The sequence below is a fragment of the Pseudophaeobacter sp. genome (genome assembly GCF_048267565.1).
GTDB classification, from domain to species: Bacteria; Pseudomonadota; Alphaproteobacteria; order Rhodobacterales; family Rhodobacteraceae; genus Pseudophaeobacter; species Pseudophaeobacter profundi.
On sequence record NZ_JBLWXG010000006.1, the window covers coordinates 49,285 to 76,140 of the forward strand.

Genomic DNA, 26,856 nt, shown 5'->3' on the forward strand with positions numbered 1-26,856 from the left:
ACCTATCATGAGCGCACTCAACGAAAAAATTAACGAGCATTTCGCGGGCTACGTGGTCCGCAAAGATCTTGTGAAAGCGGTCAAAGGCAACGCAATCGTTCCAACCTATGTCCTCGAATACCTGCTTGGGCAGTACTGTGCGACTGACGACGAAGCATCGATCGAGAGCGGCATCGAAACCGTCAAAGAAATCATCAGAAAGCACTACGTTCACAGAAGCGAAGCGGGACTGATCCAATCCACGATCAAGGAAAAGGGACGCTACAAGGTCATCGACCAAATCAGCGTCTCGCTGAACGAAAAAACAGACAGCTACGAAGCCACGTTCGACAACTTGGGCATCAAAAAGGTTGCGGTGGATAGCGGCACGGTCAAAGCGCATCCAAAGCTGCTTGTGACCGGCGTATGGTGTATTGCTGATGTCCAATATGAGTTTTCCGAAGACGCGCGAACGTCTCCGTGGGTGCTCGAGACCATCAAACCCATCCAGATCGCCAAAGTCGATTACGATGGGTACAAGGAGGCGCGCGCGCGATTTACCAAAGACGAGTGGATTGATCTCCTGATGCAGTCGATTGGCTTCAATCCTGAAGCCTTCGGACGTCGCAGCAAGCTTTTGCAGCTGATGCGGCTGATCCCCTTCGTGGAACGAAACTACAACATCATCGAACTTGGCCCAAAGGGAACGGGTAAATCGCATATCTACTCTGAGTTTTCGCCACACGGGCAGCTGATCTCCGGCGGCGAAGTGACCATCCCGAAGCTGTTTGTAAACAACTCGAATGGGAGGATCGGACTGGTCGGATACTGGGATGTCGTGGCCTTTGATGAATTTGCAGGGCGCGAGAAAACTGCGAACAAGGCCCTGGTCGACATCATGAAAAACTACATGGCAAACAAGACCTTCTCGCGCGGGGTTAACCCCATGGGGGCAGAAGCGAGCTTCGCGTTTGTCGGCAACACAGACCACAATGTGCCATTCATGCTCAAGAACAGCGACTTGTTCGAAGCCCTGCCGCCCCAGTTCCATGACTCTGCATTCATTGACCGCCTCCACGCTTATCTGCCTGGCTGGGAGATCGACGTGATCCGAGGCGAGATGTTCACCACTGGCTACGGGTTCATTGTCGACTACCTCGCCGAGATCCTTCGCCATTTGCGCCAAGAAGACTTCTCCAACCGGCCGGACCTGCATTTCAAAGTCAGCGAGAAGATTTCAACCCGTGATCGGGACGCCGTCTACAAGACCATGTCGGGCTTCCTGAAGGTGATTTTCCCTGCCGGAGATGAAACAGCCGATGACGTTGAAGAGCTCTTGCAGCTCGCACTTGAAAGTCGAAAGCGCGTAAAGGACCAACTGTTTCGGATCGATGCGACCTATCCAGATGTCGACTTCTTCTACATTGGCTCTGACGGGGAAAAGCGGCGCGTCCAAACCGTCGAAGAACAAGAGTTCCCCCAATTCTACTATCTGAAACCTGCCTTAGACCCAAAGCAGCAGGACCAATCCACTGATGCTGTTGATGATGACGTCATCGAAGTCGAAAATGAGCCGCGCGACACATCGGAAACCTCAGCGGCCGCCAAGCCGCGCGCCGAAGAGGGTCACCACGTATTCGCCGAAAACCGAAAGGGCATCAGCTACGATAAACTGTTTGGGCCCTATCTGGACGGTGCATCGCGGATCGTAGTGACAGACCCCTACATTCGCTATTATTACCAGATCAAGAACATGATGGAATTCGTCGAGATGGTCATCCAGCGCAAGGCGTTGGAAGATCAAGTGGCCATCCATCTTGTCACGGGGCCTGATGACGGAAACGTCCAAAAGCAACGCGAATTGCTGGAGAGCATTACCGAGGCATGCATTGGTTCGGGCGTTGATTTCACCTGGGCATTTGATGGTTCAGGGACCGCGCACTCGAGAGATATCGTCACCGATACCGGCTGGAAAATCGTTCTAGATCGCGGTCTAGATATATTCCAAGCGCCCATGCGACGCGACGGGTTCAGCCTAGGCGACCGCCTGCAGGAGCACCGCATGCTGAAGAACTTCTATGTGACCTATGTGCGGCAAGACTAACGGTGAAACTGAGTAGATATTTCAGAAAAGAGCAAAGCCATGTTCCGTGTTGATTTGAACCAAAACCGCTTGTCCCGCCTGTCCCAGAAGCGCTTTTCTGACTTGAACCTGCGCGAGCGCGGCGATTTGCAGGAACGGCTTGCGAACGAACCAAAATTGCAGATGCGCAGAAATTAGACGGACGAACGAATGAATAACCAGCCAAAGCCAGATTCGAAGACATACGACGACCTGATCTCGGACGTCAAAAAAGGCATCATCAAAGTACCCAAGTTCCAACGGGATTTCGTCTGGGACTTGAAGGCAACCGCGAAGCTTCTGGACTCGATCCTTAAAGGTTATCCCATCGGAACCTTCATCCTTTGGGAAACGGATCAACGCATCAATGATATAAAAAACATTGGTGGCTTTGACCTACCCGAGACGCCCATAGGGCGCAATGTTCAGTATGTCCTTGATGGGCAGCAACGCATCACTTCCCTCTTCGCGGCTTATCTTGGCGCGCAGATCAGAAAACCCACCGAGAAAAAGGTGACCGACTACAAAGACATCGTCGTGAACCTGGAAGAGAACCTCGAGGAGAAGGAAAAGGACATCGTCACCGTGAAAGACGAGGCGGAGGTTTTCATACCTCTGCATGACGTTCTGAACTTTGATTACCAGATGGGCAATGAACTGGAACAGCGTGGTTTTGAGAAACCACAAATCAATCAGATCAGTGCTTATTCCAGCGCCTTTAAGACCTATGCGTTCTCAACCGTCACCCTTCGACAGAACGATATCGAGTCCGCCATTGAGGTGTTTACTCGAATAAATACGGGGGGAAAGGTTCTCACGCTTTTCGAAATCATGTCGGCCAAGACCTACGACGAAGCCGCTGATTTCGACATGCAGGCCCGTTGGGAGAAGTTCCAGAAAAGGCTTAATGACAGCAAGTACGAAAACATTTCTCCCTCTGTTCTTCTGCAAATCCTGAGTCTCGTCATAAGCGAGTCGAAGGAGTGCAAGCGAAAGACGATCCTTGGCCTGGACAAGGCGGACATCATTGCAAGGTGGGATGATGTCATCTCTGCGATCGAGAAGACCATCGATCACTTCCGAACAGTATTGCGGATACCTGTTTCCCAAATTCTGCCCTACGACACTCTTATCGTGCCTTTTGCCTACTTCTTCTTGAAAACGGGCAAGTCACCCAGCGGGCAGCAACGGAAATATCTGGAAGAGCTCTTCTGGCGTTCTTCCTTGTCGCTGCGGTATTCATCGGCAAGGATGTAATGAAGCTCTGGAAGCTCAACTGGCCAACCTATGATGAGAAACAGATTTGCCATGTTGAGGTCACAAGGGCGAACAAACCCGTTTACGTGATTTCAGAAGGTAAGGAGGAGTTCTTCGTTCGCAAAGAAGGATCATCGCAGCCCCTTTCTCGTGCGGAAGAGCATGAATGGAACAAGGGACGCTTCTGAGAAAAGATCGTGAGCTTAGAGCAATGCGGAGCCAGGGCGGGCAACCCGCCCTGGCGCTCAGGTCACTCGGTGACCGGCTCTTCATCGCGGCGCGGAAATGCGACCATTTCGACATCGGGGAACATGCTGTGTTTGACGTTGATCGATGTGATGTTGCCGTCGTCGTCGGTGTTGACGAAGAGGACGCCGCAGCGGTCCCAGAAGTTCTTGCCGTCTTTTTCGCCGGATTTGACGTTCAGTTTCAGAGTTTGAGTAGCCATTTTTTGATCCTCACTTTGAGTGTTTCGATGAACATGACCAAAGCTGGCACCAAGGGGCTGTCAGCGAGAAACTTGCCTCGCGAGGAATGCGTTGGCGCAGGGGAATTTTCTTGTTGAAGCGGGGCTTGCACCGCGTCTGTCCCGGTTGCCCGCTTATGTTCAGCAATCAGAAACACGGCGTTGAGGATCTGAGTTTGGCACGACAACCTGACCTGATTTCATTTGAACCAGAATAGACGCACTTTCCCACCAGACAGGCGCAACCAGCTTTAGTTCAGCAGGTGCAACCTAGCCTTCAGCGCGCCGTCGATCGAAGAAAGCAACGCCTCAGGGAAACCCGCCGGAAGCTGATTGAACGTAACCTCAACGATCGTGTGCGAAGTCTCCTGCAGCTCTTCGAACAGGCCCTGCACGACAGCGCGGGACAAGCCGGATTTAACTCCTGTCTCCACGATGTGGCGGCCGACTATATTTGCCACTTTGTAATGGTTTGAGTTACCGAAATTCATAGCGAGCTTGAAGTATTTCCTCTCGATCTGCCGGGCGTCGACGGTCGGCTGCACCGTCAGCACGTCGTAAAGCGGTGTCATGCGGAAACGGCCGCCGGGTAGTAGGCTGACGCTGAAGTTCTTGCCATGGCCGTCTGTTGCACCAAGCAACCAGAACAGGACGTTGGCTTTGAAAAAATCGTACCGGTCTTTGTTGGGGTCATCACTTCCCAACAAAAGATCCATGATGTCCGAGACCCCTGGACCGCCCTCGTTCTGATACTTTTGCGTGGGCACAATGGATAGTGCTTGACAGCAATCCTCCTGCGGCAAACGGATCAAGCGGCCATCAGACGTCCAGCGCCGATCAAAACGCTCAACCACCAAGGCTTTCTTGTCGCCAAATTGCGCCATCTCGACATTCGCCGCCCGAAGCCCAAACGTCTCCATCAGCTTGAGACACAAGTATTCATTCTCAACGCTGTCGGACAGATCCATGCCGTTGGGCAGTCTGCCTATTTGCGGCTTGATGATGTGCGTGGTTGGTGTCGTGCCGGTTGGCTCAATCCACTGGCCGTCTTTGCGAAGCAGAGCCGTTTTTTCCTGCGCGCCAGCCACAGAAATTCGGAAGTCATTCTCGCGGCGGATACCCAGTGGTGCTAGATCGAGGTCGCTCAAAATTGCCCCGATCTGCGCCTCGTCAACAGGTTCTCCCGTTAACTCGGACATTGGCTGGGGCTCTTGCCCATCGGGCAGAAACTGCAGCGCGCCAATGCAATCGCGCCCGATTTGTGACAGCAGGCTGAAGGCATCGACGCCTTCAGCCCCTACACGTTCCGCGACCCGTCGGCGGATGACGTCGCTGTCAGGCAACAGGTTGTCAAAAACGGCGAGCACAGGAGCGCCGCTGTAGCGGTTCTCCTGCAATGGCAATGATAGCGACACCGGCATCCGGTGCTCCCATTCGAGCCAATCACGCGCATAGGCGAAACTGAAGCCGCCTGAGGGCTCACGCACCAATTGACCCACGAGCCGCGAGTTCAGGAAAACGTTCAGGGGTGTGTAGCTGCGCTTGCGGCCCATGTCAGAAAATGTCCTCAAGCCCGTCTGATGTACCCTTGCTGCGCTCGGTCACCGTAATCTCGAGCTCCAAGGCCGCGATCAAATCGAATACCGTTTCCAGCTTAGCTCCGCCGCTGCCGTTCTCGATCTTGGAAATTGTCTCTTGCCAGACACCGCTCATCGAGGCGAGTTCCTTCTGGGTAAGGTTCTTTGCCTTCCGAGCCTGGCGAATTGCGTGGCCCAAGTTTTTTGATGTACGAACGAGGTGCTTCATGGCGGTTCTCCTGCCACTGGATATGACCTTTAAATCATAAATTGTCAATATGACCTCTAAGTCATAAAGTTGCAGTATGATCTAAGCGTCATAATGCTCGACAGCATTGGTAGCTGTTTTCCAGACTTCGCCAATACTCTCACGCCTGCAAGCCCGCAGCGCGCACCTGTTCAGGCGTCACCAGCTTTGACGCAATCAAACCCTCGATCTGCCGGGTCGTGATGTGGCGGCACAGGGGATGGCGCTCGTGGATCCACTCGGCGAGGCTGGCACGCCCCTTGGCTTCGGCCTCTCGCGCCTTCTCGCGGTTGGCCTGCACCTGGGCAAGCCCCTTCTCCCACCGGCGCATCTTGAACCAATTGTCCGAGAAACAGACCTTGCTGCGCGTGTAGCCTTCGCTTTCCTTGGCATAGGCTTTGATCGCTTGCTTCAGATCATCGGGCTTCACTCCCGCCTTCACAGCTGCTGCGATCAGGCGCAGACTGGTTCGCCGATCTCGGACCCTGTCTTCGGGATAGGCCGCCAAAATTTTCTCAGCTTCAAGGTCTTCAACCTCCTCCCCCGCCTCGCGCCTGCGCGTAGGGGGTTTATGGATGGTTTTAGGATGGTTTGGGGTCCACCGTGAACCCCGTACCCCGTTCACCGTGGACCCCGTACCGGGATCAGGCTGGACGGGGTTCACAGTGACCCCCGTCTCAATATCGGGCTCGGCCGTGGGTTCGAGCGCGGCCACGCGCTCCAGAACAATGCGGTAAATGACGGTGTAGCCATTCTTGCAGTGCCGCCGCCCTGTCTCAATCAGAATGCCTTCGCGCAGGAAGTCGATAATGGTGCGCTTCACCGTGCTTTCGCTGAGCTCTGTGTGGCGCTGGATCGTCCCCTTGGAACACCAGATGCCTGAACCGTCATCGCTCGCCTTGTCGGCCAGGAACATGATGATCTGCTTGCGTGCAGCGCTGCCAAAGCGGCGCTCGGCGCATTCGTTTGCGATGCGCCAACTCATTGGATCACCTCACGTGTCAGAGGCCAGGAAAAAGCCGACTGAGCATTTGCGATACGGCACTGGCCCATGCTAATGTGCAATGAAAGCTGACAGGCTTTTTCTATTTGGCCCCGGTTCACAGTTGCCGCTGTGACGGGGCCTTTTTCGTTTTGAACCGGCGAATTTGGCTTTGAAACTTTCGCTTTTTGTTCACTTTTTGTCAGAGGGTGTTTTGCACCCTTAAATCGTTGTTTTTGCTGCTTCTCTTTCTGGATTGCAAATCCGTGTACACCGGTTCGATTCCGGTACTCGCCTCCATCTAAAAGCAATCACTTACATCACTCCTTGCCGTGTTGGATGCCCCGCGTTTACAGGGGGGTTTACATTTTTGTGTCTTGAGACAGTGATTTTGCTCGATTGAGCATGCGCAAGGCCGCATCGCTTTCGTCCGGGCGAACCTGCGCATAATGCTCGATTGCCTGCGCCACGTAGCGAACCGACCAGCCCATCAGCACCGCGATCTGGCGCAGAGACAGATCGGCATTCAGCAATCTTGTCGCGGCCGTCCCGCGTGTATCGGACAAAGTCTGCTCTCGGCCATCGATCCACGGGAGGGCTCTGCCATCCTGGATCGGGCGAATAGTTGCCGATCCAGGATGGCGGTACAGAGGCGTCCTGCCCCCACGATATCCGCCTGCTTTCGACCAGACAGATCAAACGATCAAATCGTTCAAGGCCTAGGATTTTCCGGCAATACATTCACGAATATTGAACTTAAGAAGTCTGCGCGGATTCACCCCAGTCAACCAAAAGCTGCATCAGACACCTATAAACAACCGCCCAAAGGCGCGCACCATACCTTGAGGGAATCGCACCTTAGTGCCATAATATTGAAATGGGCAAAACTGTTGAAAGCTGGCTACGTGGTCTCGGCTTGCAGCGATATGCGGATGTGTTCCACAAGAACGACATCGGCATGCGTGCCCTGCCCCACGTCATGGAAGAGGATCTGGCACACCTCGGCGTCAGCCTCGGGCATCGCCGCCTGCTGATGGCCGCTATCACGGATCTAACCGCCAAGCCCACCGCCGCAGAGCAGAGCCAAGCAGCAGCAGTTGAACGGCGCCACCTGACGGCTTTTTTTGCAGATCTCGCGGGCTATACCGAGATGACAAACAGATATGGTCCGGAAAAAATTCGACGGCTTATTCAGGACTATCAGGATACCGTCGCCCGCAGCGTATCGCGCTTTGGCGGCAATATCGCAAAGTATCTGGGCGATGGGCTTCTGGTCTATTTTGGATGGCCGGTCGCCTATGAGGACCACTCCTATCGCGCCCTTGCAGCCGGGCTGGATACGCTGCAGCGGGCGCAACAGCTAAAAGCCCCGGACGGCAGCCCCATCTCTGTGCGGATCGGTGTCGCCAGCGGGCTGGTGGTTGTCGGCGATCTGGTGGGCCAGAGCACCCGCGAGGAAGGGGCAGTGACCGGGCACATCATGAACCTTGCCGCCCGCCTGCAGGCGCAGGCCCCGGTGAACAGCCTGATCATTCCGGCGGATATGAAGCCCTTGCTGGGCAATGCCTTTACCTTCAAAACCCTTGGCCCACTGCACTTGAAAGGGTTCGACACACCGCAGGACGCGCTGCAGGTGCTGGGCGAAACCAGAGCAGAGAGCCGATTTCACAGCCTGCATCATGCCTATGACAACCGCATCGTCGGTCGCGCCCATGAACGGGGCATGCTGGAGCAGATCTGGGCACGTGTACGGGCGGGCAGCGGCGAGGCTGTGGTGCTGTTCGGCGAGGCCGGGATCGGCAAATCGCGCCTGGTAGAGGATTTCCTCGACCGTCAGGTGCCCCTTGAAAACACCGACATCATCCGGCTCAACGGATCGCCCTATTTCACCACCACCCCATTTCACCCGGTGGCAGACCGCATCTCGCATGACGCGGATCTGGCCCCGGTAGACACTTCCGAGGAAATGGCGGCAAAGCTGCGGGACTTGCTGGAGCGGCGGAGCACCCCCGATCTGGATCGGGTGCTGTCGGTCTATGCGATGCTCGCGGCACCGCAGGCCAGGGTCGCGGCTCCGGTGGCCTCACTGGCACCAGCAGAGCAGAAGGAACTGATCAGCCACACCCTGCTGGAGGTGATCCGGATCCGGGCCTCTGTAAAGCCGGTGCTGATCGTGGTGGAGGATGCCCATTGGATCGACCCCTCGACGGCGCGGCTGATGGACCGGATCGTGGCCACCTGCAGCGAGATTCCGATTATGGTGCTGCTGACGCACCGGCCAGAGTGGGACAGCGGATGGCAGACCCGGCACAGCAATGCCACCATCCTGCACCTGTCCAGTCTCGATGCGGTTCAGGCGGCAGAATTGGTGGCGCAGGTCACCACCCATGTGCCCGACCAGACGATAATTGCCGAAATCATCAACCGCACCGATGGGGTGCCGCTCTTTATCGAAGAGGTCACCCGCACGGTCTGCTCCAACGCCAACAAGGCCCCTACGGAAGTGCCCGCCTCGCTGCAGGGGGCCATGATGGCGCGCCTTGATCTGGTGCCGGAGGATGCCAAGATCGCTGCGCAGATGGCCTCTGTCTTCGGGCGCGAATTCTACCCGGATCTGTTGGCCCGGGTCATGGACTGCCCGGAAAGCGCGGTAATGTCGATGCTGGCAGAGCTGTGCCGCTCCGGACTGATTTACGAAAGCGATCAGCGTCGCGATGCCTATATCTTTCACCACGCCTTGCTGCGGGACACAGCCTATCATTCAATGGTGTCAGAGGATCTGAAAAACTGTCACCTTCGGGTGGCAGAGGCCCTGCTGGATCTGCGCCCCGCGTTGGTCGCACGCGAGCCGGAGCTTGCAGCCCGCCATTTTTCCGAGGCCGGTCAGCACCAGCCCGCCTGCACCTACTGGCGCGCAGCAGCGGAGAAAGCGCTCGCCCGCTCGGCTGGTGACGAAGCCGCCGCCTGCGCCGAAGCCAGCCTTACCGAGGCCAAGCATCTGGGCAACAGCGCCCTATCCGAGCAGATCACCGCCCTGATCCTGATCGGGCGCAGTCATGAAAACACCGGCCGCCTCAGCGACGCGCTGGATACGCTGCACCTCGCCGCGCAAATGGCACAGGACGCCGGGCTCGATGCTTTGGTGAGCAAGGCAGGATATTGGCTGGCGGACGCCTCACTGATGTTCAGCACCGGCGTAGAAGCAGCCTATGAAACCTGTTTTAATGCGCTCAAGAAGGTTCCCCCTGAGGATGAACCCGAACGATGCCGCCTGCTGAGCCAATTGGCCCGTTGCGCGATGCACCTTGGCCGGTTTAGCCAGAGTGCCGAATACAGCAAGGCGGCCGTGAGCCTGGCCAGCCGCCTTGGCGACAGCAAGGCGCAATTCGCCGTGATGATGTCACGCCTCTTTGCCCCGGTGGCTGCCCGCGATCTGCAAGAGGTTACCAACTGGCGCAGCCGCCTTGCCGACATGCAGGATCTTGCCGACACGCTGGGCGACATCGACCGGGGACGCGACCGATCACTGCGGTTCTATGTGGCGATGGAGATGGGGGACCGTGACCTGGCCGAGAAGGCGCTCGACAGTCTGAACCAGGTTGGACAGACCCGCAATCATCCGCAGCTGAACTGGATCAGCCAGCACGCCCGCGCCATGCTGGCCATCCTCGACGGTGATTTTGCCGGTGCCGAAGCCTATGCCAAAACCGCGCTGAAGATCGGTCACCAAACCCATGGCACCCATGTCGAAGGCGTCTATGGCATGCAGATGTTCACCCTCCGACGCGAGCAGGCTCGACTTCACGAAGTCGCCCCGGTGATCCGTAGACTGCTCGACGATCACCCAGATGAGATGGCTTGGAAGCCAGGTTTTGGCGTGGTCGCTGCGGAGCTGGGCCACAAGGACGCCGCCCGCCGCATTCTGGTGGAAATTGCCAACACTGGCTTCGACCTGCCGCTGGATGCGCTTTACTCGACCACACTCGCTTATCTTGCCGATATCTGCACCGAGGTCTGCGAGACCCGAATGGCGGCGCAGATCTACGAGCTGCTGCTGCCCTATCGTGACATCACCGTGATGGCGGGGGTCACCACGGTTTGCAACGGTGCTGCCGGACGACGGCTTGGCGCTCTGGCCGCCCTTATGGGGGACTGGCAGGCAATGGAAGACCATTTTGAAACGGCACTGGCGCTCGATAGCCGGATGCGCGCCGCACCGTGGGCGGCCCATACAAGGTCCGCCTATGCCTGTGCCCTGCGTCGCCGCGGGCGTCCACAGGACGAAAAGGCAGCCACCCTGCTTTCGGTTGCGGCGATGGAGGCCGGAATGAAATACGGCATGACCGCCCTGACCACGCACTTGCGTGGGCAGGTTAACTAAAAACCCAACTGGCAGATTGGAGGACGAGATGCCACGCTTTCTGATTGAGAGAGACTTCGCCCGGAAGCTTGAAATTTCAGACGATGCAAAGCTGCACATCAAGGAAATCAACGACACGGAAGGGATCGAATGGATTTTTTCCTTCCTCAGCGCTGACAAACGCAAGACGTACTGCCTCTATGAAGCGCCGGATGAAGAATCAATCCGACGTGCGTCAAAACGGCTGGATATCCCGGCCGATGTGATTACGCCCGTAGACAAAGTAGACCCAGGCCTGTTCGCCTGATCCCGCCCAATCAGGCCCTCATCGCAAGCCTGTTTTGACACCCTGAGTGCGCAACAAAAAACGACCCTTGGCATTGCAGGCAAGCGACCTCCACCCGAACCGGAGGACCTTGACCCATGCCAGTTTTCACATCCCTCACCGGAGCCCCCACAGAGATTTCAGATGCCGCCGTCGACACCTTTGCCGCCAGCCTGCGCGGCGACCTCTGCCCTCCGGGCAGCGACGGCTACAAGACGGCCAGAACCCTGTGGAACGCGATGAGCGACCGGCACCCCGCGCTTGTGGTCCGCGCGCTTGGCGCAAGCGACGTGCAGAAGGCCGTCACATTCGCGCGTGAGAATGGTCTGCTGCTTGCGATCCGCTCTGGCGGGCATCAGATCGCCGGGCATGCGGTAGCAGACGGGGCCTTGCTTCTGGATCTGTCCCTGATGCGCTCGGTTCAGGTTGACCCGGCGCGGCAGCGCGCATGGGTCGAACCCGGAGCGCTGCTCGGCGATGTCGATAAGGAAACGCAGGCCCATGCCTTGGCGGTGCCGACCGGCATAAACTCCACCACCGGCATCGCCGGGCTGACACTGGGAGGCGGTTTCGGCTGGATCACCCGCAAGTACGGGTTGACCATCGACAATCTTCTTTCGGCAAGGGTCGTGACGGCGGACGGACAGGTCATGACGGCGAGCGCCGAGGAAAACCAAGATCTGTTCTGGGCCCTGCGTGGCGGTGGCGGCAACTTTGGCGTCGTGACCTGTTTTGAATTCCAGCTGCATCGGGTCGGCCCGGAGGTGCTTTCCGGGCTGGTGGTGCATCCGCTGTCCGCCGCCGAAACACTGCTGCCGGCCTTTGCCCGGATCGCCGATCAGGCGCCGGATGAGCTGACGATCTGGAGCGTGCTGCGCCTGGCCCCGCCGCTGCCCTTCCTGCCAGAGAAGTGGCATGGCACGCCGGTGCTGATCTTCGCGGCCTGCTATGTCGGAGATATGAAGGCAGGCACCCAGGCACTGGCCGAGTTGCGCGGTCTCGGCACCCCAATCGCCGATGTCATCGGTCCACATCCGTTCACCGGCTGGCAGGCCGCCTTTGACCCCCTACTAACGTCCGGCATGCGCAACTACTGGAAAAGCCACGATTTTGACAGCCTACCTTCCGAAGCCATCAGCACGCTCACCGCCTCAATTACCAGCCTTCCGGATCCGTCCTCGGAAATCTTTATCGCCCATTTAGGGGGCCGGATGGCAATGATCTCAGAGACTGCAACCGCCTTCCCCTCGCGCGCGGCCCATTTTGTGGTGAACGTTCACACCCGATGGGAAGCCCCGGCGCAAGACGAGAGCTGCATCGCCTGGGCTCGCACCCTGTTCGACGATCTCGCCCCGTACGCGATGGGCAGCGTCTATGTGAACTTCATGCCCGAAGATGAGGCCGCACGCCTGTCCGGTGCCTATCGGGGAAACATGCACCGCCTGCATCAGGTCAAGACACGTTACGATGCCGACAACCTCTTCCGCGTAAACCACAACATTACGCCCGAGAATAAATCACACTGAATCTGTCGGGCGGAATCGGTAGCGCGCCCTTCCGGCAATCCTGCCCCTATGCGTTCCGACAGGACCAGTGCGGCTGCCTGTGCAGTGGAACGACAAGGCATCAGTGGATCAAGACGGTTGATCTGTTGGTCGGTGAAACGGACGAGGACTGAACAGAGTGCTGGAATAGTCCTGCCGCGACAACGGTTTGACAACATTCTTCACCCTCGGAGCGGGAGCGCGAGGATGTGCCAGCCTACATTCTTGGGGGTAACCACAATAGGTGTGGGAAAGTGCCCTAGCCTTCATAAGGCGCAGACAGATCAATTGTCACGCGGTTGGCTATTAGACCTGCCGGTGACAAAAAGACGGTCTAGAGGATGGTGTGAAAACAGGTATTTAGCCCAACCCGTCTTGCTTGACTAAATGGTGCCCAGGAGAGGACTCGAACCTCCACATCGTTGCCAATACTAGCACCTGAAGCTAGCGCGTCTACCAATTCCGCCACCTGGGCAGGTGTCGTGAGAGGCCGTATAAGACGATGCAAGAGGCAGGTCAAACGGAAACGCACCGTCGTAGAAAAAAACTTTGCAGACCAGGGATTCTTGGCAAAATCCAACTGAACTCCCTATTCTATCAATATCTTACTCAGGCCAATATTTCTGCTAGCGGGGCGCAAATATTTCTTTGCTTATTTGATCCTGCGCAAGGTCGAGCGCCGCGATAACCGACAAAACAGATGTATGAAACAGATTGATCGCCTTGCTGCGCTTGGGCTTTTTGACAGCCGCGTGCCCCGCTACACCTCTTATCCCACCGCCCCGGTGTTCAGCCCCGATATCGGGCTGGACCTCCAGCGCCGCGCCCTGGCTGCGCTGGATCCAGCCGTGCCGGTCTCGGTCTATATCCACATCCCCTTTTGCGAGCGGCTGTGCTGGTTCTGCGCCTGTCGCACCCAGGGCACCCAATCGATCAGCCCGGTTGAAAGCTACCTGACCACCCTGGAGGCAGAGCTTTCGCTGCTGGCGCAGGATTTGCCTGCCGGGCTGCGCATGGGGCGGCTGCACTGGGGGGGCGGCACACCGACCATTCTGCCACCGGCGCTGATCCACCGTCTGGCCCAGGCGGTAAAGGCGGTGTTCCCGCATACGCCGGATTGGGAATTTTCGGTCGAAATTGACCCCACCCTGGTGGATCGCGACAAGATTGCCGCCCTCGCCGCCGAGGGCATGAACCGCGCCAGTATCGGCATTCAGGATTTTGACCCGCTGGTGCAACGGGCAATTGGCCGGGATCAACCCTATGAGGCAACGCTGGCCTGCGTGGAGGATCTGCGCTCGGCCGGGATCCAGTCGCTGAATGCCGATCTGGTTTATGGGCTGCCGCATCAAAACAGCGACCGCATGGCCGACACCCTGGACAAGGTGCTCAGCCTCAAGCCTGATCGCATTGCGCTATTTGGCTATGCCCATGTGCCCTGGGTGGCAAAGCGGCAGAAACTGATCGACGAAACGGTGCTGCCGGGGGATCTGTCACGCCACGCACTTGCCGGACAGGCGGCTGATGCCTTTGCTGCCGCCGGGTTCACGGCCATTGGCATTGACCACTTTGCCCGGCCCGAAGATGGCCTGGCAAAGGCGGCTGAAACCGGACATCTGCGGCGCAACTTCCAAGGCTACACCGAAGATATCTGCCCCAGCCTCATTGGCATTGGTGCCTCGTCCATCTCGCGCTTTGCCGAAGGATACGTCCAGAATGCCCCTGCCACCCCTGCCTATATCAAACGGATCGAAGCAGGCCATCTGGCCGGATCCCGCGGCCATGAAATGACTGACACAGATCTAATGCGGGCCCGCGCCATCGAAATGATCATGTGCGATTTCACCCTGGACCGGCAGGCGCTGCGCCAGCAGTTCGGGGCCGAAGCCGACAGCCTTCAGGCCGATCTTGCGCGGATACAGGCCCGGTTTGGTGATTTCGTCACCCTCAGCGATGACAGACTGGAAATCCCCCCCGAAGGCCGCCCCCTGACCCGGCTGATCGCCAGCCTGCTGGACGCCCATATGCCCAGCGACGCCAAGTTCAGCCGCGCCTCTTAGCGGGCAAAAAACTGGCCTGCCGCTGCCACCTTGGCGACGTCGCGCCAGGGGCAGCCAAAGCGGGTCCAGCCCGGCACAAACAAAAAGGGGGCAGCCCAAATGGCTGCCCCCTTGTTTTAACACCCGATGATCTGACGGATCAGAAGCCGCGACCGGCCTGATGCGGCGCATAGATTGCTGCAATTTTCTTCACCGCCTCTTCGGGCGACAGTTCTTCGCTTTCGCCACTGCGGCGCGAGGTGAGCTCTACCACGCCGTTTTTGAGGCCGCGCGGGCCAACAGTGATGCGCCAGGGCAGACCGATCAGGTCCATGGTGGCGAATTTGCCGCCCGCACGTTCCTTGCGGTCGTCATATAGCGGTTCCAGCCCCAGCGCGGTCAGCGCGGTGTAAAGCTGATTGCAGGCGGCGTCGGCCTCATCATCCCCTTGTTTCAGATTGACGATGCCACAGTGGAACGGCGTGACGCCTTCGGGCCAGATAATGCCCTTGTCGTCATGGCTGGCCTCGATGATGGCGCCCAACAGACGCGACACCCCAATCCCGTGGCTGCCCATGTGAACCGGCACAGGCTTGCCATCGGGGCCTTGTACCGTGGCGCCCAGCGCTTCGGAATATTTGGTGCCAAAGTAGAAGATCTGGCCAACCTCGATCCCGCGCGCCGTCCGACGGCGTTCTTCCGGGACTTCGTTGAAAAGGGCCTCGTCATGGGTTTCATCGGTGCGGGCATATTTGGAGGTAAACTCCTCCAGCACACCCTGGCACTGTTCGACACTGTCGTAATCGATTGCACGATCGCCAAAGCTCAGATCGGTCACCGCGCTATCATAAAAGACTTCGCTTTCTCCGGTTTCAGCCAGCACCAGGAATTCATGGGTGTAATCACCGCCAATTGGGCCACCGTCGGCCCGCATTGGAATCGCCTGCAGCCCCATGCGTTCATAGGTGCGCAGATAGCTGACCAGATGGCGGTTGTAGGCGTGCAAGGCGCCCTCTTTGGACAGGTCGAAGTTATAGCCGTCCTTCATGTAGAATTCACGGCCGCGCATCACGCCAAAGCGTGGGCGGATCTCATCGCGGAATTTCCACTGAATCTGATACATGGTCAGCGGCAGATCCTTGTAGCTGCTGACATGGGCACGGAAGATATCGGTGACCAGTTCTTCGGCTGTGGGGGTAAACAGCATATCGCGGCCATGACGATCCTGCACCCGCAGCATTTCCTGGCCGTAATCGTCATAGCGACCAGATTCGCGCCACAGATCTGCGCTCTGCATAGTGGGCATCAGCATCGGCATGTGACCAGCGCGCAGCTGTTCTTCGTGCACGATGCCTTCCAGCTTTTTCAGCACCTTGAAGCCAAGCGGCAGCCAGGAGTAAATCCCGGCCGAGGATTGTTTGATCATACCGGCCCGCAGCATATAGCGGTGGCTGACGATCTGGGCCTCTGAAGGGTTTTCTTTCAGGACAGGCAGGAAATAGCGGGACAGGCGCATGTCAGTCTCATTCTTACGAAGGGTTTTCCCAGCGGTCTAAGCCATGACAGCCCCGCAAGCAATCATGCTTTGCCAATTGCCGAGGCAGGACCGCTGCCAAACCGATCACTAGGCCAGCCCCTGCTGCCGATTGCCCCCCAGGCAGCCTACGCAGCCCGGCTTTTGCTAAAATTTTGCCACAGGGTCACGGCTCGGCCCTTGCGCTGCGGGCTGCCATCAGGAAAGAGTGGGGTCAACGCACCGCGCCCTGACCGAGTAAGCTGATGGCCCTGCCCGCAAAAAAACAATTCAAGTACTGGGGCATTACCTCCGCAGTTCTGGCGATTTTGCTCTGGTCGCTTGGGGATGTGTTGTTGCCCTTTGTTCTGGGAGCGGCCATTGCCTATATGATCGACCCGGTTGCTGACCGGCTGGAAGCCCTGGGACTGAGCCGCACCGCCGCGACCAGCCTGATCGTCGTGGTGTCTGTACTGCTGTTCTTGCTGATGCTGCTGATTGTCCTGCCCACCCTGATTACCCAGCTGGCCGATCTGGTGCGCATCCTGCCGGAACTGTTTCGCGATCTGCGCAGCTTTGCCCAGACGCATTTTCCATCGGTCTTTACCGAAGGCAGCCGCGCCCAGCAGACCATCGCGTCGATTGCCGGCACCCTGCAGGGCAAGGGCATTGATCTGGCCGAGGGCATCGTCGGCTCGGCGGCCTCTGTGCTCAATTTGATTGTCCTGCTGGTGATCGTGCCTGTTGTGGCCATCTATCTCTTGCTGGATTGGGACCGGATGATTGCCCGGATTGATGCGCTGTTGCCGCGGGATCATGCGCCAGTGATCCGTCGGCTGGTCTCAGAGATTGACCAGGTTCTGGCCTCTTTCATTCGCGGCATGGGCACCGTTTGCCTGATCCTGGGCTGCTACTATGCAGCAACGCTGATGCTTGTCGGGCTGAACTTTGGCCTGGCGGTTGGCTTCATTGCCGGGCTGGTCACCTTTATACCCTATCTTGGCGCGCTGATCGGCGGTGCCCTCGCTATTGGCCTGGCCTTGTTTCAGTTCTGGGGCGACTGGTGGTCCATTGGCATCGTTGCCGGCATCTTTGCCTTTGGTCAGGTGATGGAAGGCAATTACCTGACCCCGAAACTGGTTGGCGGCTCGGTCGGGCTGCATCCGGTCTGGCTGCTGCTGGCGCTATCGGTCTTTGGCGCGTTGTTTGGCTTTGTTGGCATGCTGGTGGCTGTGCCTGTCGCGGCATCACTGGGTGTGGTTGCACGTTTTCTGGTGGGGCAGTATCTCGACAGTCGGCTGTACCAGGGATTCAGCTATCAGGCCCTGCAAGGGCAGGCAGAACACAAGCAAGACGAGCAGTAATATGGCACGACAACTCAGCTTTGATTTGCCGGTGAAACCCACGCTGGGGCGAGATGACTTTTTTGTTGCCCCGTCCAATGCGATGGCCGTCGCACTGTTGGATCCCGCCTTTGCCTGGCCCAGCGGCAAACTGGTGCTGACCGGGCCAGCGGGCGCGGGCAAGACCCATCTGGCCCATGTCTGGGCAAATCAAGCCGGTGCGCGCATCCTGTCAGCAGGCAGCCTGCGCGAAGATCAGGTGCCCGCCCTGGCCCAGTGCCCGCTGGTGGTTGAAGATATACCAGCCATTGCCGGCAACCTTGAGGCCCAGAACGCGCTGTTTCATCTGCACAATCTGGTGCTGTCCAATGGCCATGCGCTGATGCTCACCGGTCGCGCCGCACCCAACCTGTGGCAGCTGACACTGCCAGATCTGCAAAGCCGGGTTCAGGCTGCCACCCATGCAGAACTGCAGGCGCCAGACGACGCCCTGCTGGCGGTGGTGCTGGCGAAATTGTTTAACGACAGGCAGGTTACGCCAAAACCTGATGTCATCCCCTATCTGGTGGCCCATATGGATCGTTCTTTTGCTGCCGCAGCGCTGATTGTCGATCAGCTCGATAATCTGTCCCTGTCCGAAGGCCGTACCCTGTCACGCCCCCTTGCCGTGCGGCTGATGTCGCAGGATCCCCCAATCAACACCCAGCCAGAAACCAGAGATGTCGCAGTCACAGTCGATTGACCTGGTTCTGGGCTTGCCCCACCCTAGCCAAAACAACACAAAACCGACGAGGTGCCCATGACCGAAGCCCAGGACACCCCCACCGCCGACTGGGGGCCCTTTGGTCAACCCGTCTTTGAAGACCCCAGCGCCCGCGCCCTGTCGCGGGTTGGGGTGGTTGATGTCGGCTCCAACTCGGTTCGGATGGTAATCTTTGACGGTGCCGCACGCAGCCCAGCCTATTTCTACAATGAAAAGATCATGTGCGCGCTGGGGGCTGGCCTGTCCGAAACGGGCAAGTTGAACCCCGGGGGCCGTCAGCGCGCCCTCTCTGCCCTGCGCCGTTTCCAGCACCTGGCCCAGGGCATGGGGCTGCCGGGGCTGTCGGTGGTGGCCACTGCGGCGGTGCGCGATGCCAAGGATGGGCCTGACTTTTGCGCCGAAGTGCTACGCGAAACCGGCCTGAAGATCTGGGTCATTGACGGGCGCGAAGAGGCCCGTCTTTCAGCCCAGGGCGTGTTGCTGGGCTGGCCTGGCTCATACGGGCTGGTCTGCGATATCGGCGGCTCTTCGATGGAATTGGCCGAAATCCACGATGGTGAGGTCGGCAAGAGGCTGACCTCTTCGCTGGGGCCGCTCAAACTGCGCGACATCAAGGGCGGGCGACGCGGGCGACAGGCGCATATCTCGGCGGTGATGACAGAGCTGAGCGCAGAGATGGGCAAACAGACCGACCGGCTGTTTCTGGTGGGGGGCAGCTGGCGGGCGATTGCCCGCGTCGACATGATGCGGCGCGGCTATCCGCTTAAGGTGCTGCATGAATACCGCATGACCGCACGCGATGTGCGCGAGACGATGAAATTTATCGATGCAAGCGATATGGAGGAGCTGCGCAACGCCTGCGGTATTTCCAACGCGCGTATGTCGCTGGTGCCCTATGCGATTGATGTGCTGTCGCGGCTGGTGAAAACCTTCAAGCCCAAGGATATCGCCATCTCCAGCTATGGCATCCGCGAAGGGTTGCTATATGAACAAATGCCGCAAAGGCTACGCAACCGCGATCCCCTGGTGGAATCCTGCCGCTTTGCCGAATCCAAGGATGCCCGCCTGCCCGGTTTTGGCAAGACGCTGTATAACTTTGTACTGCCCTTGTTCAGTTCTGGTCCGCAGACGCAAAAGCGCCTGATCAAGGCCGCCTGCCTGCTGCATGATGTAAGCTGGCGCGCCCATCCCGATTACCGCGCAGAGGTCTGTTTCGACAATGCCACCCGCGCCAATCTGGGCGGGTTGAAACATTCGGAACGGATCTTCCTTGGCCTGTCGCTGCTGCACCGATATCGCAACAAGCGGCGCGGCACCGCCTTTGAGTATCTCTATGATCTTCTGGATGAAAAAGGCCAGAAAGAGGCCGAGATCCTGGGCAAGGCAATGCGGTTTGGCGCCATGCTGATGGTCAGCGTCGACGGCGACATTGGCAAGCTGAAATGGCAGCCGCGCAAACGGCATCTCTGCCTGGAACTACCTTGCGCCATTGAGGATCTGTTTGGTGAGGTCGCCGAGGGGCGGCTCCAATCCCTGGCCGATGCGCTAGAGGCCGAGCTGAGCGTCAAGATCATCTCTTGACCTCAGGCGAACAATAACAACGCTACACGGGTTGCCCGCGCTTGATCACAGGTCGGTGCTTCCCTCGGGCAGCGGTGCCATCTCCTGCTCGGCTGGCGGGTCCGGTTCGGCTTGCGGCGGCTCTGGCTTGCGGCGAATGATGATATCGCCATTGGGCAAAATCTCGGGCACCTCATAGCGGCTCCAGTCTTCGACCTTGCCGGCAATCTCTGCCAGGGCGGGCCCCATTTCACGCAGAAAGCCCTGCATGGATGGGCCAATGGTCTCCATCAGCCCCTCCAGTTCCTGCAGAGAGGGGGCCATTTCCTGGCGCAGCCCTTCCCAGAACAGCTCGACGCCGCGCTCCATCAGGCTGGATCCATCCGCGCTGTCCTGAGCATGGGCCGGCGCGGCAAGCGGCGGGGTCAGCAGGCAGCTGGCGATCAGGGCGGGGGCAAGAAAATGTTTCATAAGTTGTATATATGACCTTTGCCATGGAATTTTAAGTCAGTTCCAGATCAAGCGAGACAGGAAAATGATCAGAGGCCGCCAAGAGGGCGGTACGAAGATCGCTATCTGCATAGCATGCGCCATCTTCAAACGGGTGCCAGATACGCCAGCGTGGTGCCCGCGCCGCCAGCTCGGGCGAGATCATGATATAATCCAGCAAGGCACCAAAGTAGCGTTTGCTTTCAGCATGATAAAACCGCGCCGTCGCGGGCTGCCCCCAGGCGCGCGGCTGCACCAGGCTTTGCGCATTCGGATCGGTCAGATCGGCGCCCATGACAATCTCAACCGAGGATTTGTCAAACAGGCGTTCATATTCATCAAGGCCTGGCCCGTCATTCAGATCACCCATCACGATCACCGGCTCTGCCGCCCGACGATGCTGCTGCACCCGACGACTCAGCCAGACGGCCTGGGCCAGTTGCTTGCGCCGGTTGGCAATCGAGATCCGCACCACCTCTTCTGGGGTCTTGGCATTATAGGGGGCCTTGGATTTCAGGTGGACGCCAATCATCCGCAGCGTGGTGCCGCCCTTGGTCGTGACCTGCAGCTCCAGCGGTGGCTTGGAAAAGCGTACCGGATCCTCGCGGTCATCGACATCCAGATCAATATGAAAGGTGGTATCAAAGCACGGCGCCTGCGAACTGGACTGCGGATCGACCTGAACCTGCAGCTGGTCCGGATCAAACATCAACGCGATTTCCTGCTCGGTATGCGTGGCAAAGCCAGACACCGCCTTGTTGCAACGCAGCCCTGCCTGGGCGGCAAAATTTTCCAGCGCACGGGTGCATTTCTGACGGTGCCCGCTATTGGGGGCCTCGATCACCATCACCGCATCGGCATCAAGCCGATCCAGGACATGGGCAATGGCCCGCCCCTGGGTATAGCGGTCCACCCCGCGCCGCCGCGAAGGGCGTCCATCAAGCATCAGCTGGTCGTCGCCATCAAACAGATGCGAGAACCATTCGATATTATAGGTGACCAGGCGCATGTTTGGCACATCCGTTGATCGCATCCCAGGCGCGATTGATGTCGATCAGGCGCTTTTCGGCCAGGCGCACGGCTTCTTCCGGGACTCCGCGCCCGATCATTGCATCGGGGTGAGTATCGCGTACCAGCCGCCGCCAGTGTTTGCGAATTTCATCGCGGGGCATATCAGCCGAAACCCCAAGAACCGTATAGGGGTCCTTAGGGGCATCCGGAACAAACCGCGCCCGCAGTGCGCGAAACTGTTCGGGCGTCTGGCCAAAGATCCGGCTAACGTCCTGCAGAAAGTCATTTTCATTTGGGTGGTAGAACCCATCAGCCATGGCGATGTGAAACAGGCCCTCCATCAGATCGCACAGGGTGCTGGGATCTGAGGCAAACATTCGCTGAATACGGGCGGCATAGTCCTGGTAACCCGCGATATCGGTGCGGGCCATGTCAAAGACACGCGCCGCGCCGGCCTCATCAGTGCGGGCAATCTGAAAAACTTCGCGAAAGGCGGTGACCTCATCGCGGGTGACCTGGCCGTCGGCCTTGGCCATCTTGGCCCCCAGGGCAATAACCGCAATGGCAAAGGCCACCGAGCGTTCAGGCGGCGCCCGCAGGCGGTCGAACACATTGGCCAGGCTTTCACCATTGCCAAGCGCAGCAAGCGCGTCGGTTATTCTGGACCACAGAGACATATCAAAACCTTATCGCGAAAATCATCCTGTGTCTGCGCTGTCGCGCGGCTAGCGCAGCAGACGGCGCCCATGAGGGGTGTCAAATTCAGCCTCATAGCCGATCGGGCCGGTGGTAAAACTGACCCGCGCATCAGCAATTGGCAGCAGTTCTTGCAGCGCATCCGCCTCGGGGTGCGACAGGGTCAGATGATGCAGGCGACATCCCTGTTGCTGCAACCGGGGCGCCGGATGATCAGAGTGCCACTCGATCAGCGCCGGGAACAGGTTGTCATAGGGCAGGATACCATCCTGCGGCACCGCCATGTCCCATTTCAGATCGCCCCGCTGCAGGGCCACTGGCTCACCCGCCCCTGCGGGCAGCTGCGCCAGCAATCCCGGCAAATCCGCACAGCGGCAAATCCAATTGCTCAGGCGGGGCGCACCGGCAAAGCGATCCAGATCAAACCAGCAGGGCCGCCGCTGCGGTTCCGCCTGCGGGTCAATGGCGATGGCCTCCAGATACAGCCCATCAGCCAGCCCCAACAGGTAGTTATGGGTGCCAAACATCGCGTGCTGCCCACCCGGCTGCAGCGGCACGCCAAGGGCCTCTTCCACATGTGAGACAGCCTCTTGCAGGGTGGCACCGGCCACGGCCAGATGATCAAGTTCCATCACATTCTCCTATTTGCGCCGCAGCCTAGTCAGTCTTTGGCAACATACAAGTTGAAAGCTGTGCCTGCGGCAAGCGCGCCCTCTTTACGCGCCATTAACCACAAGCCCCTGATATCAATCAAATTATAAAGAAAAACAGCTGAAAGCGCACAGCATTTTAGCAACCTGAGCACAAAGCTATTTCCTTGTTTACCCGCTTCGATTTCAATTGGGCCGACCGCGAAACGCGGCCTGTTGAAACCCTGTAGGAGAGCCGCCCTGATGATGATCCAAGGATCCATGACCCAGGAGTTAATGTCGAACCTCTATAAGAAATCGACAAAGATGAACGAAGAGCAAGCTGCAAAACTCGCTGAGTTTCTGTCCAGCTTTGACGGCGACAACCTTCTGGATGAAAATGCCCGAACCGTTGTGTTTCAGGTCAGGGAACAGGATTTGGCCGCAGGGCCTGATCTGGCCGCGTCTCTGGCTGGCGCCGGCAGCGGTGCCTCCAAGCGGGCAGCCCAGACTGGCATTGGCGAGTCTGACCGCCGCAACGGGTCACCGGCCCCGCCACAAGAAACCCAGGGGGTTGCCACGGTTGATGACGCAGTTGTCCAGTTGATTGCCGATGCGGTTGAGGCCTATGACGGAAGCCAGCCGGGAGAGGTAACTTTGGGACAGGCTGTTCAGACCGCATTGGAACAGGCCGGATATGACAGCTCACAATCCCAGATCGACTTTTATTCCTGATCCTTGCAGCGTCAAGCGCACTCGCATCTGAAACAACCGACCAGAAAAAAGGGGCGCAGGAAACCCTGCGCCCTTCTTGTATGAGGTTTCGCTTTTCTGTTGCAGCACCGCTCTGCTTAGCTGCGCGCTTCGCGGATCAGTCTCAGGACATCCTGCGCCGCCTCGGGGATATTGGTGCCCGGACCAAAGATCGCTTTGACGCCATTGTCATAGAGATACTGATAGTCCTGCTGCGGGATCACCCCGCCGCAGATCACCAAAATATCCTCGGCCCCCTGGGCTTTCAGCTCTTTCACCAATTGTGGTGCCAGGGTCTTGTGCCCCGCCGCCTGGCTAGAGATGCCAATCACATGCACATCGTTGTCAATGGCATCCTGCGCGGCTTCGGCCGGTGTTTGGAACAGCGGGCCCACATCCACATCAAAACCAATATCAGCAAAGGCTGTGGCAATCACCTTGGCGCCCCGGTCGTGGCCGTCCTGGCCCATCTTCACCACGAGAATACGTGGCCGACGCCCCTCCTCCTCGGCAAACTCTTCGATGGATTTCTGAATGGCGGCAAAGCCTGCGTCGCCTTCATAGGCAGCACCGTAAACCCCGGCCAGGGTCTTCACCTCGGCGCGGTGACGACCAAATTCTTTCTCCATAGCCATGCTGATTTCTCCTACAGAGGCCCGCATTCTTGCCGCCTCAACCGCTGCTTCCAGCAAGTTACCGCCTTCTTTGGCCCGTGTTGTCAGCTCATCCAGTGCCGCCTGGCAGGCGGTTTCGTCCCGATCGGCCCGCATCTTTTTCAGACGCGCAATCTGGCTTTCGCGTACGGCAACATTGTCCACATCCAAGATGTCGATCGGGTCTTCTTTTTCCTTGCGGTATTTGTTGACGCCGACAATCACCTCTTCGCCGCGGTCAATCATGGCCTGACGCCGCGCGGCGCTTTCCTCGATGCGCAGCTTGGGCATGCCAGAGGCAACCGCCTTGGTCATACCGCCCATTTCCTCAACCTCCGACATCAAGGCCCAGGCCTTGTCGATCAGCTCGTTCGTCAGGCTTTCGACGTAGTAGGATCCGGCCAGCGGGTCGACCACATTTGTGACACCGGTTTCTTCCTGCAGCACCAGTTGGGTATTGCGGGCGATGCGGGCGGAAAATTCAGTCGGCAGTGCGATGGCTTCATCCAGGGCGTTCGTATGCAGCGACTGGGTGCCACCCAGAACCGCCGACATCGCCTCATAGGCGGTGCGGATCACATTGTTATAGGGGTCCTGTTCCTGCAGCGACACGCCCGAGGTCTGGCAATGGGTCCGCAGCATCTTGGAACGGTCAGACTGGGCGTTGAATTCTGTCATCACCCGGTGCCACAGGGTCCGAGCCGCGCGCAGCTTGGCAATTTCCATGAAGAAATTGGTCCCGATGGCAAAGAAGAAGCTGAGCCGACCGGCAAATTTATCCACATCCATGCCCGCCTCGGTGGCGGCACGAACATATTCGCGGCCATCCGCCAGGGTATAGGCCAGTTCCTGCACCAGGTTCGCACCCGCTTCCTGCATGTGATAGCCGGAAATCGAGATCGAGTTGAATTTGGGCATCTCGTTTGAAGTATATTCAATGATATCCGAGATGATTTTCATCGAAGGTTCCGGCGGATAGACATAGGTGTTTCGCACCATGAACTCCTTCAGAATGTCGTTCTGAATGGTGCCCGCCAGCAAAGCCCGGTCATGGCCCTGCTCTTCGCCCGCCACGATAAAACTGGCAAGGATCGGGATCACCGCGCCATTCATCGTCATCGAAACGGAAACCTTATCGAGCGGAATGCCGTCGAACAGGATCTTCATGTCCTCGACGCTATCGATTGCCACGCCAGCCTTGCCGACATCACCGACAACTCGTTCATGATCGCTGTCATAGCCACGGTGGGTGGCCAGATCAAAGGCCACGGAAACACCCTGCTGGCCCGCAGCCAGGTTGCGGCGGTAAAAGGCGTTGGATTCTTCGGCGGTGGAAAAGCCGGCATATTGCCGGATGGTCCAGGGGCGGCCGGCATACATGGTGGCCTTGACGCCACGGGTAAAGGGGCCAAATCCTGGCAGCGTGCCCATATGCGGCAGCGCATCGGTGTCTTCAGCAGTATAGAGCGGCTTGACGTCGATCCCCTCGAGTGTCTTCCAGGTTAGATCATCGAGTGGGCGGCCACGGAGCTCTTTTTCAGCCAGAGCCCGCCAATCGTCGGTTGTGCTTGTCTTGGGCTTGCTTGTCATGGGGTCTTCCTCTTGTCACATCACTGTGGGGCAGGTTCAGTCCCGCCGCCGGTTGTTCTGGGTCCTGGACCAGCTGGGCAAGGCCTTCGGCCCCACCCGCCAGCCACATCAGATCGTCTGCATAATTCTCGCGCATCATGGCGCATTGGGTCTCGTCAAAGGGGCGCCAGCGTCCCTCACCCTTGGGCAAGGCACCGGCGGCGCTGTCCATGAGATGCGCCCGCATATCCTCCAGCCGCATGGAGCTGTTGAGCCGCACCCGTGCATAGCTGCGCGGCGCCTCCTGCCCGCTCAGAACAGACAGCTGAACTTCGGGGCGGCCGCCAAAGGTTTCAAACGGCAGGACCTTGATGGTAACACCCGGCATCGCACAGGCAATATCGCTGATCACATCGCGCCAGCTGCGGCGACTGGTGGCAAGGTTTTGCACCTGCTGTGCAGAAGGCACCCTGTGTCCGCGCACCACCGCATAGGTCAGGGCCGAGGCCCAATAGGATTCCAGACTGCGGATATTCAGTGCAACCGTATTCAGCTGCCCGTCAAAGGCCTCTGCGTAGCGTGCCATACGTTCGCCAACACCACTATACAGCCCGCCCAGACGCAGGTTGGTACGGGTGCTGCCAATCAGGTTTTCATCGCTGATCACCAGGGTTTTGACCCCGCGGGCGCGGCTTTGGTGCAAATTCATCCTGATCCGCCCGCGCGCCCGTTTGGCATGTGCCTCAACGCGGCCCACTGCTGGGGTAGGCAGCACCCCATGCAACAGCCCGTTGCGAGTCCGTCGCGGCCCCCAGAACCCAATTCCCTGCTTGGCCAGATCTGTCGCATTCTGGCGCAGATACTCCTGAAAGGAAGTGGTGGCACAACGGTGTGCCCCGAGGTGAAGACAGACTTGCATCGCATTTCCTGTGTGTTGGACAGGGGGCCTTTTGTGCCCCCCGGTTAGGGAAAGGTGCGT

Annotated in this window: 25 protein-coding genes and 1 tRNA gene; 11 read left to right on the plus strand and 15 right to left on the minus strand. The window is 58.4% G+C overall.

The features are described 5' to 3' along the window. Positions 1-7: 7 nt before the first annotated feature. The 3 genes from brxL (at position 8) to ACN0VH_RS14185 (ending at position 3,546) form a co-directional block, all read left to right on the plus strand. On the plus strand, positions 8-2,083 hold the full coding sequence (brxL, locus tag ACN0VH_RS14175; RefSeq protein ID WP_417700955.1) for a BREX system Lon protease-like protein BrxL: 2,076 nt from the start codon (positions 8-10) through the stop codon (positions 2,081-2,083). Between the two features lie 189 nt (positions 2,084-2,272). Further along, a complete protein-coding gene (locus tag ACN0VH_RS14180; protein WP_417700956.1) occupies positions 2,273-3,358 on the plus strand; it encodes a GmrSD restriction endonuclease domain-containing protein in 1,086 nt (361 codons plus the stop codon). Continuing rightward, positions 3,358-3,546: a hypothetical protein gene (locus ACN0VH_RS14185; RefSeq protein ID WP_417700957.1), complete on the plus strand. Its 189-nt coding sequence runs from the start codon at positions 3,358-3,360 to the stop codon at positions 3,544-3,546. Before ACN0VH_RS14180 ends, ACN0VH_RS14185 begins: the two co-directional genes overlap by 1 nt. A 62-nt stretch (positions 3,547-3,608) precedes the next feature. Here the strand turns inward: ACN0VH_RS14185 and ACN0VH_RS14190 are convergent, their stop codons facing one another. From ACN0VH_RS14190 to ACN0VH_RS14215, 6 genes are all read right to left on the minus strand, one after another. Further along, positions 3,609-3,806 carry a hypothetical protein gene (locus ACN0VH_RS14190; protein ID WP_417700958.1) on the minus strand — a complete coding sequence of 66 codons (198 nt, stop codon included), beginning with the start codon at positions 3,804-3,806 and terminating at the stop codon, positions 3,609-3,611. Positions 3,807-4,075: 269 nt separating this feature from the next. Further along, entirely contained in the window at positions 4,076-5,377 is a 1,302-nt protein-coding gene (locus ACN0VH_RS14195; RefSeq protein WP_417700959.1) for a type II toxin-antitoxin system HipA family toxin, read from the minus strand. 1 nt (position 5,378) lies between these two features. Then, on the minus strand, positions 5,379-5,630 hold the full coding sequence (locus ACN0VH_RS14200) for a helix-turn-helix transcriptional regulator (protein WP_417700960.1): 252 nt from the start codon (positions 5,628-5,630) through the stop codon (positions 5,379-5,381). 139 nt (positions 5,631-5,769) lie between these two features. Then, the gene (locus ACN0VH_RS14205; protein WP_417700961.1) at positions 5,770-6,633 is read right to left on the minus strand and encodes a hypothetical protein; all 864 of its coding nucleotides are present in this window, start codon (positions 6,631-6,633) and stop codon (positions 5,770-5,772) included. Further along, positions 6,630-6,941, minus strand: a complete 312-nt coding sequence (locus ACN0VH_RS14210; protein ID WP_417700962.1) for a hypothetical protein — start codon at positions 6,939-6,941, stop codon at positions 6,630-6,632. The genes ACN0VH_RS14205 and ACN0VH_RS14210 overlap by 4 nt, the downstream gene beginning before the upstream one ends. A gap of 51 nt (positions 6,942-6,992) precedes the next feature. After that, positions 6,993-7,196: a hypothetical protein gene (locus tag ACN0VH_RS14215; protein ID WP_417700963.1), complete on the minus strand. Its 204-nt coding sequence runs from the start codon at positions 7,194-7,196 to the stop codon at positions 6,993-6,995. Positions 7,197-7,507: 311 nt separating this feature from the next. Between ACN0VH_RS14215 and ACN0VH_RS14220 the strand changes: the two genes are divergently transcribed. From ACN0VH_RS14220 to ACN0VH_RS14230, 3 genes are all read left to right on the plus strand, one after another. Further along, a complete protein-coding gene (locus ACN0VH_RS14220) occupies positions 7,508-11,011 on the plus strand; it encodes an ATP-binding protein (protein WP_417700964.1) in 3,504 nt (1,167 codons plus the stop codon). Between the two features lie 28 nt (positions 11,012-11,039). Further along, complete coding sequence (locus ACN0VH_RS14225) at positions 11,040-11,297, plus strand: DUF4242 domain-containing protein (protein WP_278922592.1); 258 nt, start codon at positions 11,040-11,042, stop codon at positions 11,295-11,297. Positions 11,298-11,413: 116 nt separating this feature from the next. Next, on the plus strand, positions 11,414-12,841 hold the full coding sequence (locus ACN0VH_RS14230) for an FAD-binding oxidoreductase (RefSeq protein WP_278922593.1): 1,428 nt from the start codon (positions 11,414-11,416) through the stop codon (positions 12,839-12,841). A 406-nt stretch (positions 12,842-13,247) separates the two neighbouring features. Here the strand turns inward: ACN0VH_RS14230 and ACN0VH_RS14235 are convergent. Then, positions 13,248-13,334, minus strand: a tRNA-Leu gene (locus tag ACN0VH_RS14235). A gap of 229 nt (positions 13,335-13,563) precedes the next feature. Here ACN0VH_RS14235 and hemN point away from each other — a divergent pair. Beyond that, on the plus strand, positions 13,564-14,919 hold the full coding sequence (gene hemN / locus ACN0VH_RS14240; protein WP_417700965.1) for an oxygen-independent coproporphyrinogen III oxidase: 1,356 nt from the start codon (positions 13,564-13,566) through the stop codon (positions 14,917-14,919). 139 nt (positions 14,920-15,058) lie between these two features. On the opposite strand, the gene proS is transcribed toward hemN, so the two are convergent. Further along, a complete protein-coding gene (gene proS / locus ACN0VH_RS14245; protein WP_417700966.1) occupies positions 15,059-16,414 on the minus strand; it encodes a proline--tRNA ligase in 1,356 nt (451 codons plus the stop codon). Positions 16,415-16,677: 263 nt separating this feature from the next. Between proS and ACN0VH_RS14250 the strand changes: the two genes are divergently transcribed. From ACN0VH_RS14250 to ACN0VH_RS14260, 3 genes are read left to right on the plus strand one after another with little or no spacing between them, the layout of a single operon-like run. Next, entirely contained in the window at positions 16,678-17,775 is a 1,098-nt protein-coding gene (locus tag ACN0VH_RS14250; protein WP_278922596.1) for an AI-2E family transporter, read from the plus strand. A 1-nt stretch (position 17,776) separates the two neighbouring features. Continuing rightward, positions 17,777-18,496 carry a P-loop NTPase family protein gene (locus ACN0VH_RS14255; RefSeq protein WP_278922597.1) on the plus strand — a complete coding sequence of 240 codons (720 nt, stop codon included), beginning with the start codon at positions 17,777-17,779 and terminating at the stop codon, positions 18,494-18,496. A 57-nt stretch (positions 18,497-18,553) separates the two neighbouring features. After that, on the plus strand, positions 18,554-20,098 hold the full coding sequence (locus tag ACN0VH_RS14260) for a Ppx/GppA family phosphatase (protein ID WP_417700967.1): 1,545 nt from the start codon (positions 18,554-18,556) through the stop codon (positions 20,096-20,098). A gap of 45 nt (positions 20,099-20,143) precedes the next feature. Here ACN0VH_RS14260 and ACN0VH_RS14265 read toward each other — a convergent pair whose 3' ends face one another. Genes ACN0VH_RS14265 through ACN0VH_RS14285 form a run of 5 tightly spaced genes read right to left on the minus strand, consistent with a single transcriptional unit; the run spans position 20,144 to position 23,186 of the window. Beyond that, a complete protein-coding gene (locus ACN0VH_RS14265; RefSeq protein WP_278922599.1) occupies positions 20,144-20,548 on the minus strand; it encodes a hypothetical protein in 405 nt (134 codons plus the stop codon). Positions 20,549-20,579: 31 nt separating this feature from the next. Next, the gene (locus ACN0VH_RS14270) at positions 20,580-21,575 is read right to left on the minus strand and encodes an endonuclease/exonuclease/phosphatase family protein (RefSeq protein ID WP_278922600.1); all 996 of its coding nucleotides are present in this window, start codon (positions 21,573-21,575) and stop codon (positions 20,580-20,582) included. After that, positions 21,556-22,254 carry a molecular chaperone DjiA gene (locus ACN0VH_RS14275; RefSeq protein ID WP_278922601.1) on the minus strand — a complete coding sequence of 233 codons (699 nt, stop codon included), beginning with the start codon at positions 22,252-22,254 and terminating at the stop codon, positions 21,556-21,558. The genes ACN0VH_RS14270 and ACN0VH_RS14275 overlap by 20 nt, the downstream gene beginning before the upstream one ends. Positions 22,255-22,302: 48 nt before the next feature. Further along, positions 22,303-22,905 (minus strand): VOC family protein, encoded by a 603-nt coding sequence (locus tag ACN0VH_RS14280; RefSeq protein ID WP_417700968.1) that lies wholly within the window; start codon positions 22,903-22,905, stop codon positions 22,303-22,305. A gap of 29 nt (positions 22,906-22,934) precedes the next feature. Beyond that, positions 22,935-23,186, minus strand: coding sequence for a hypothetical protein (locus ACN0VH_RS14285; RefSeq protein WP_417700969.1), 252 nt, complete (start codon positions 23,184-23,186; stop codon positions 22,935-22,937). On the opposite strand from ACN0VH_RS14285, the gene ACN0VH_RS14290 reads away from it, so the two are divergent. After that, entirely contained in the window at positions 23,185-23,637 is a 453-nt protein-coding gene (locus ACN0VH_RS14290) for a hypothetical protein (RefSeq protein ID WP_417700970.1), read from the plus strand. The two genes, ACN0VH_RS14285 and ACN0VH_RS14290, sit on opposite strands and share 2 nt — an antisense overlap. Before the next feature lie 116 nt (positions 23,638-23,753). Here ACN0VH_RS14290 and scpA read toward each other — a convergent pair whose 3' ends face one another. Beyond that, positions 23,754-25,898, minus strand: coding sequence for a methylmalonyl-CoA mutase (gene scpA / locus ACN0VH_RS14295; RefSeq protein ID WP_417700971.1), 2,145 nt, complete (start codon positions 25,896-25,898; stop codon positions 23,754-23,756). Further along, on the minus strand, positions 25,846-26,796 hold the full coding sequence (locus ACN0VH_RS14300) for a hypothetical protein (protein WP_417700972.1): 951 nt from the start codon (positions 26,794-26,796) through the stop codon (positions 25,846-25,848). The genes scpA and ACN0VH_RS14300 overlap by 53 nt, the downstream gene beginning before the upstream one ends. Between the last annotated feature and the right edge of the window lie 60 nt (positions 26,797-26,856).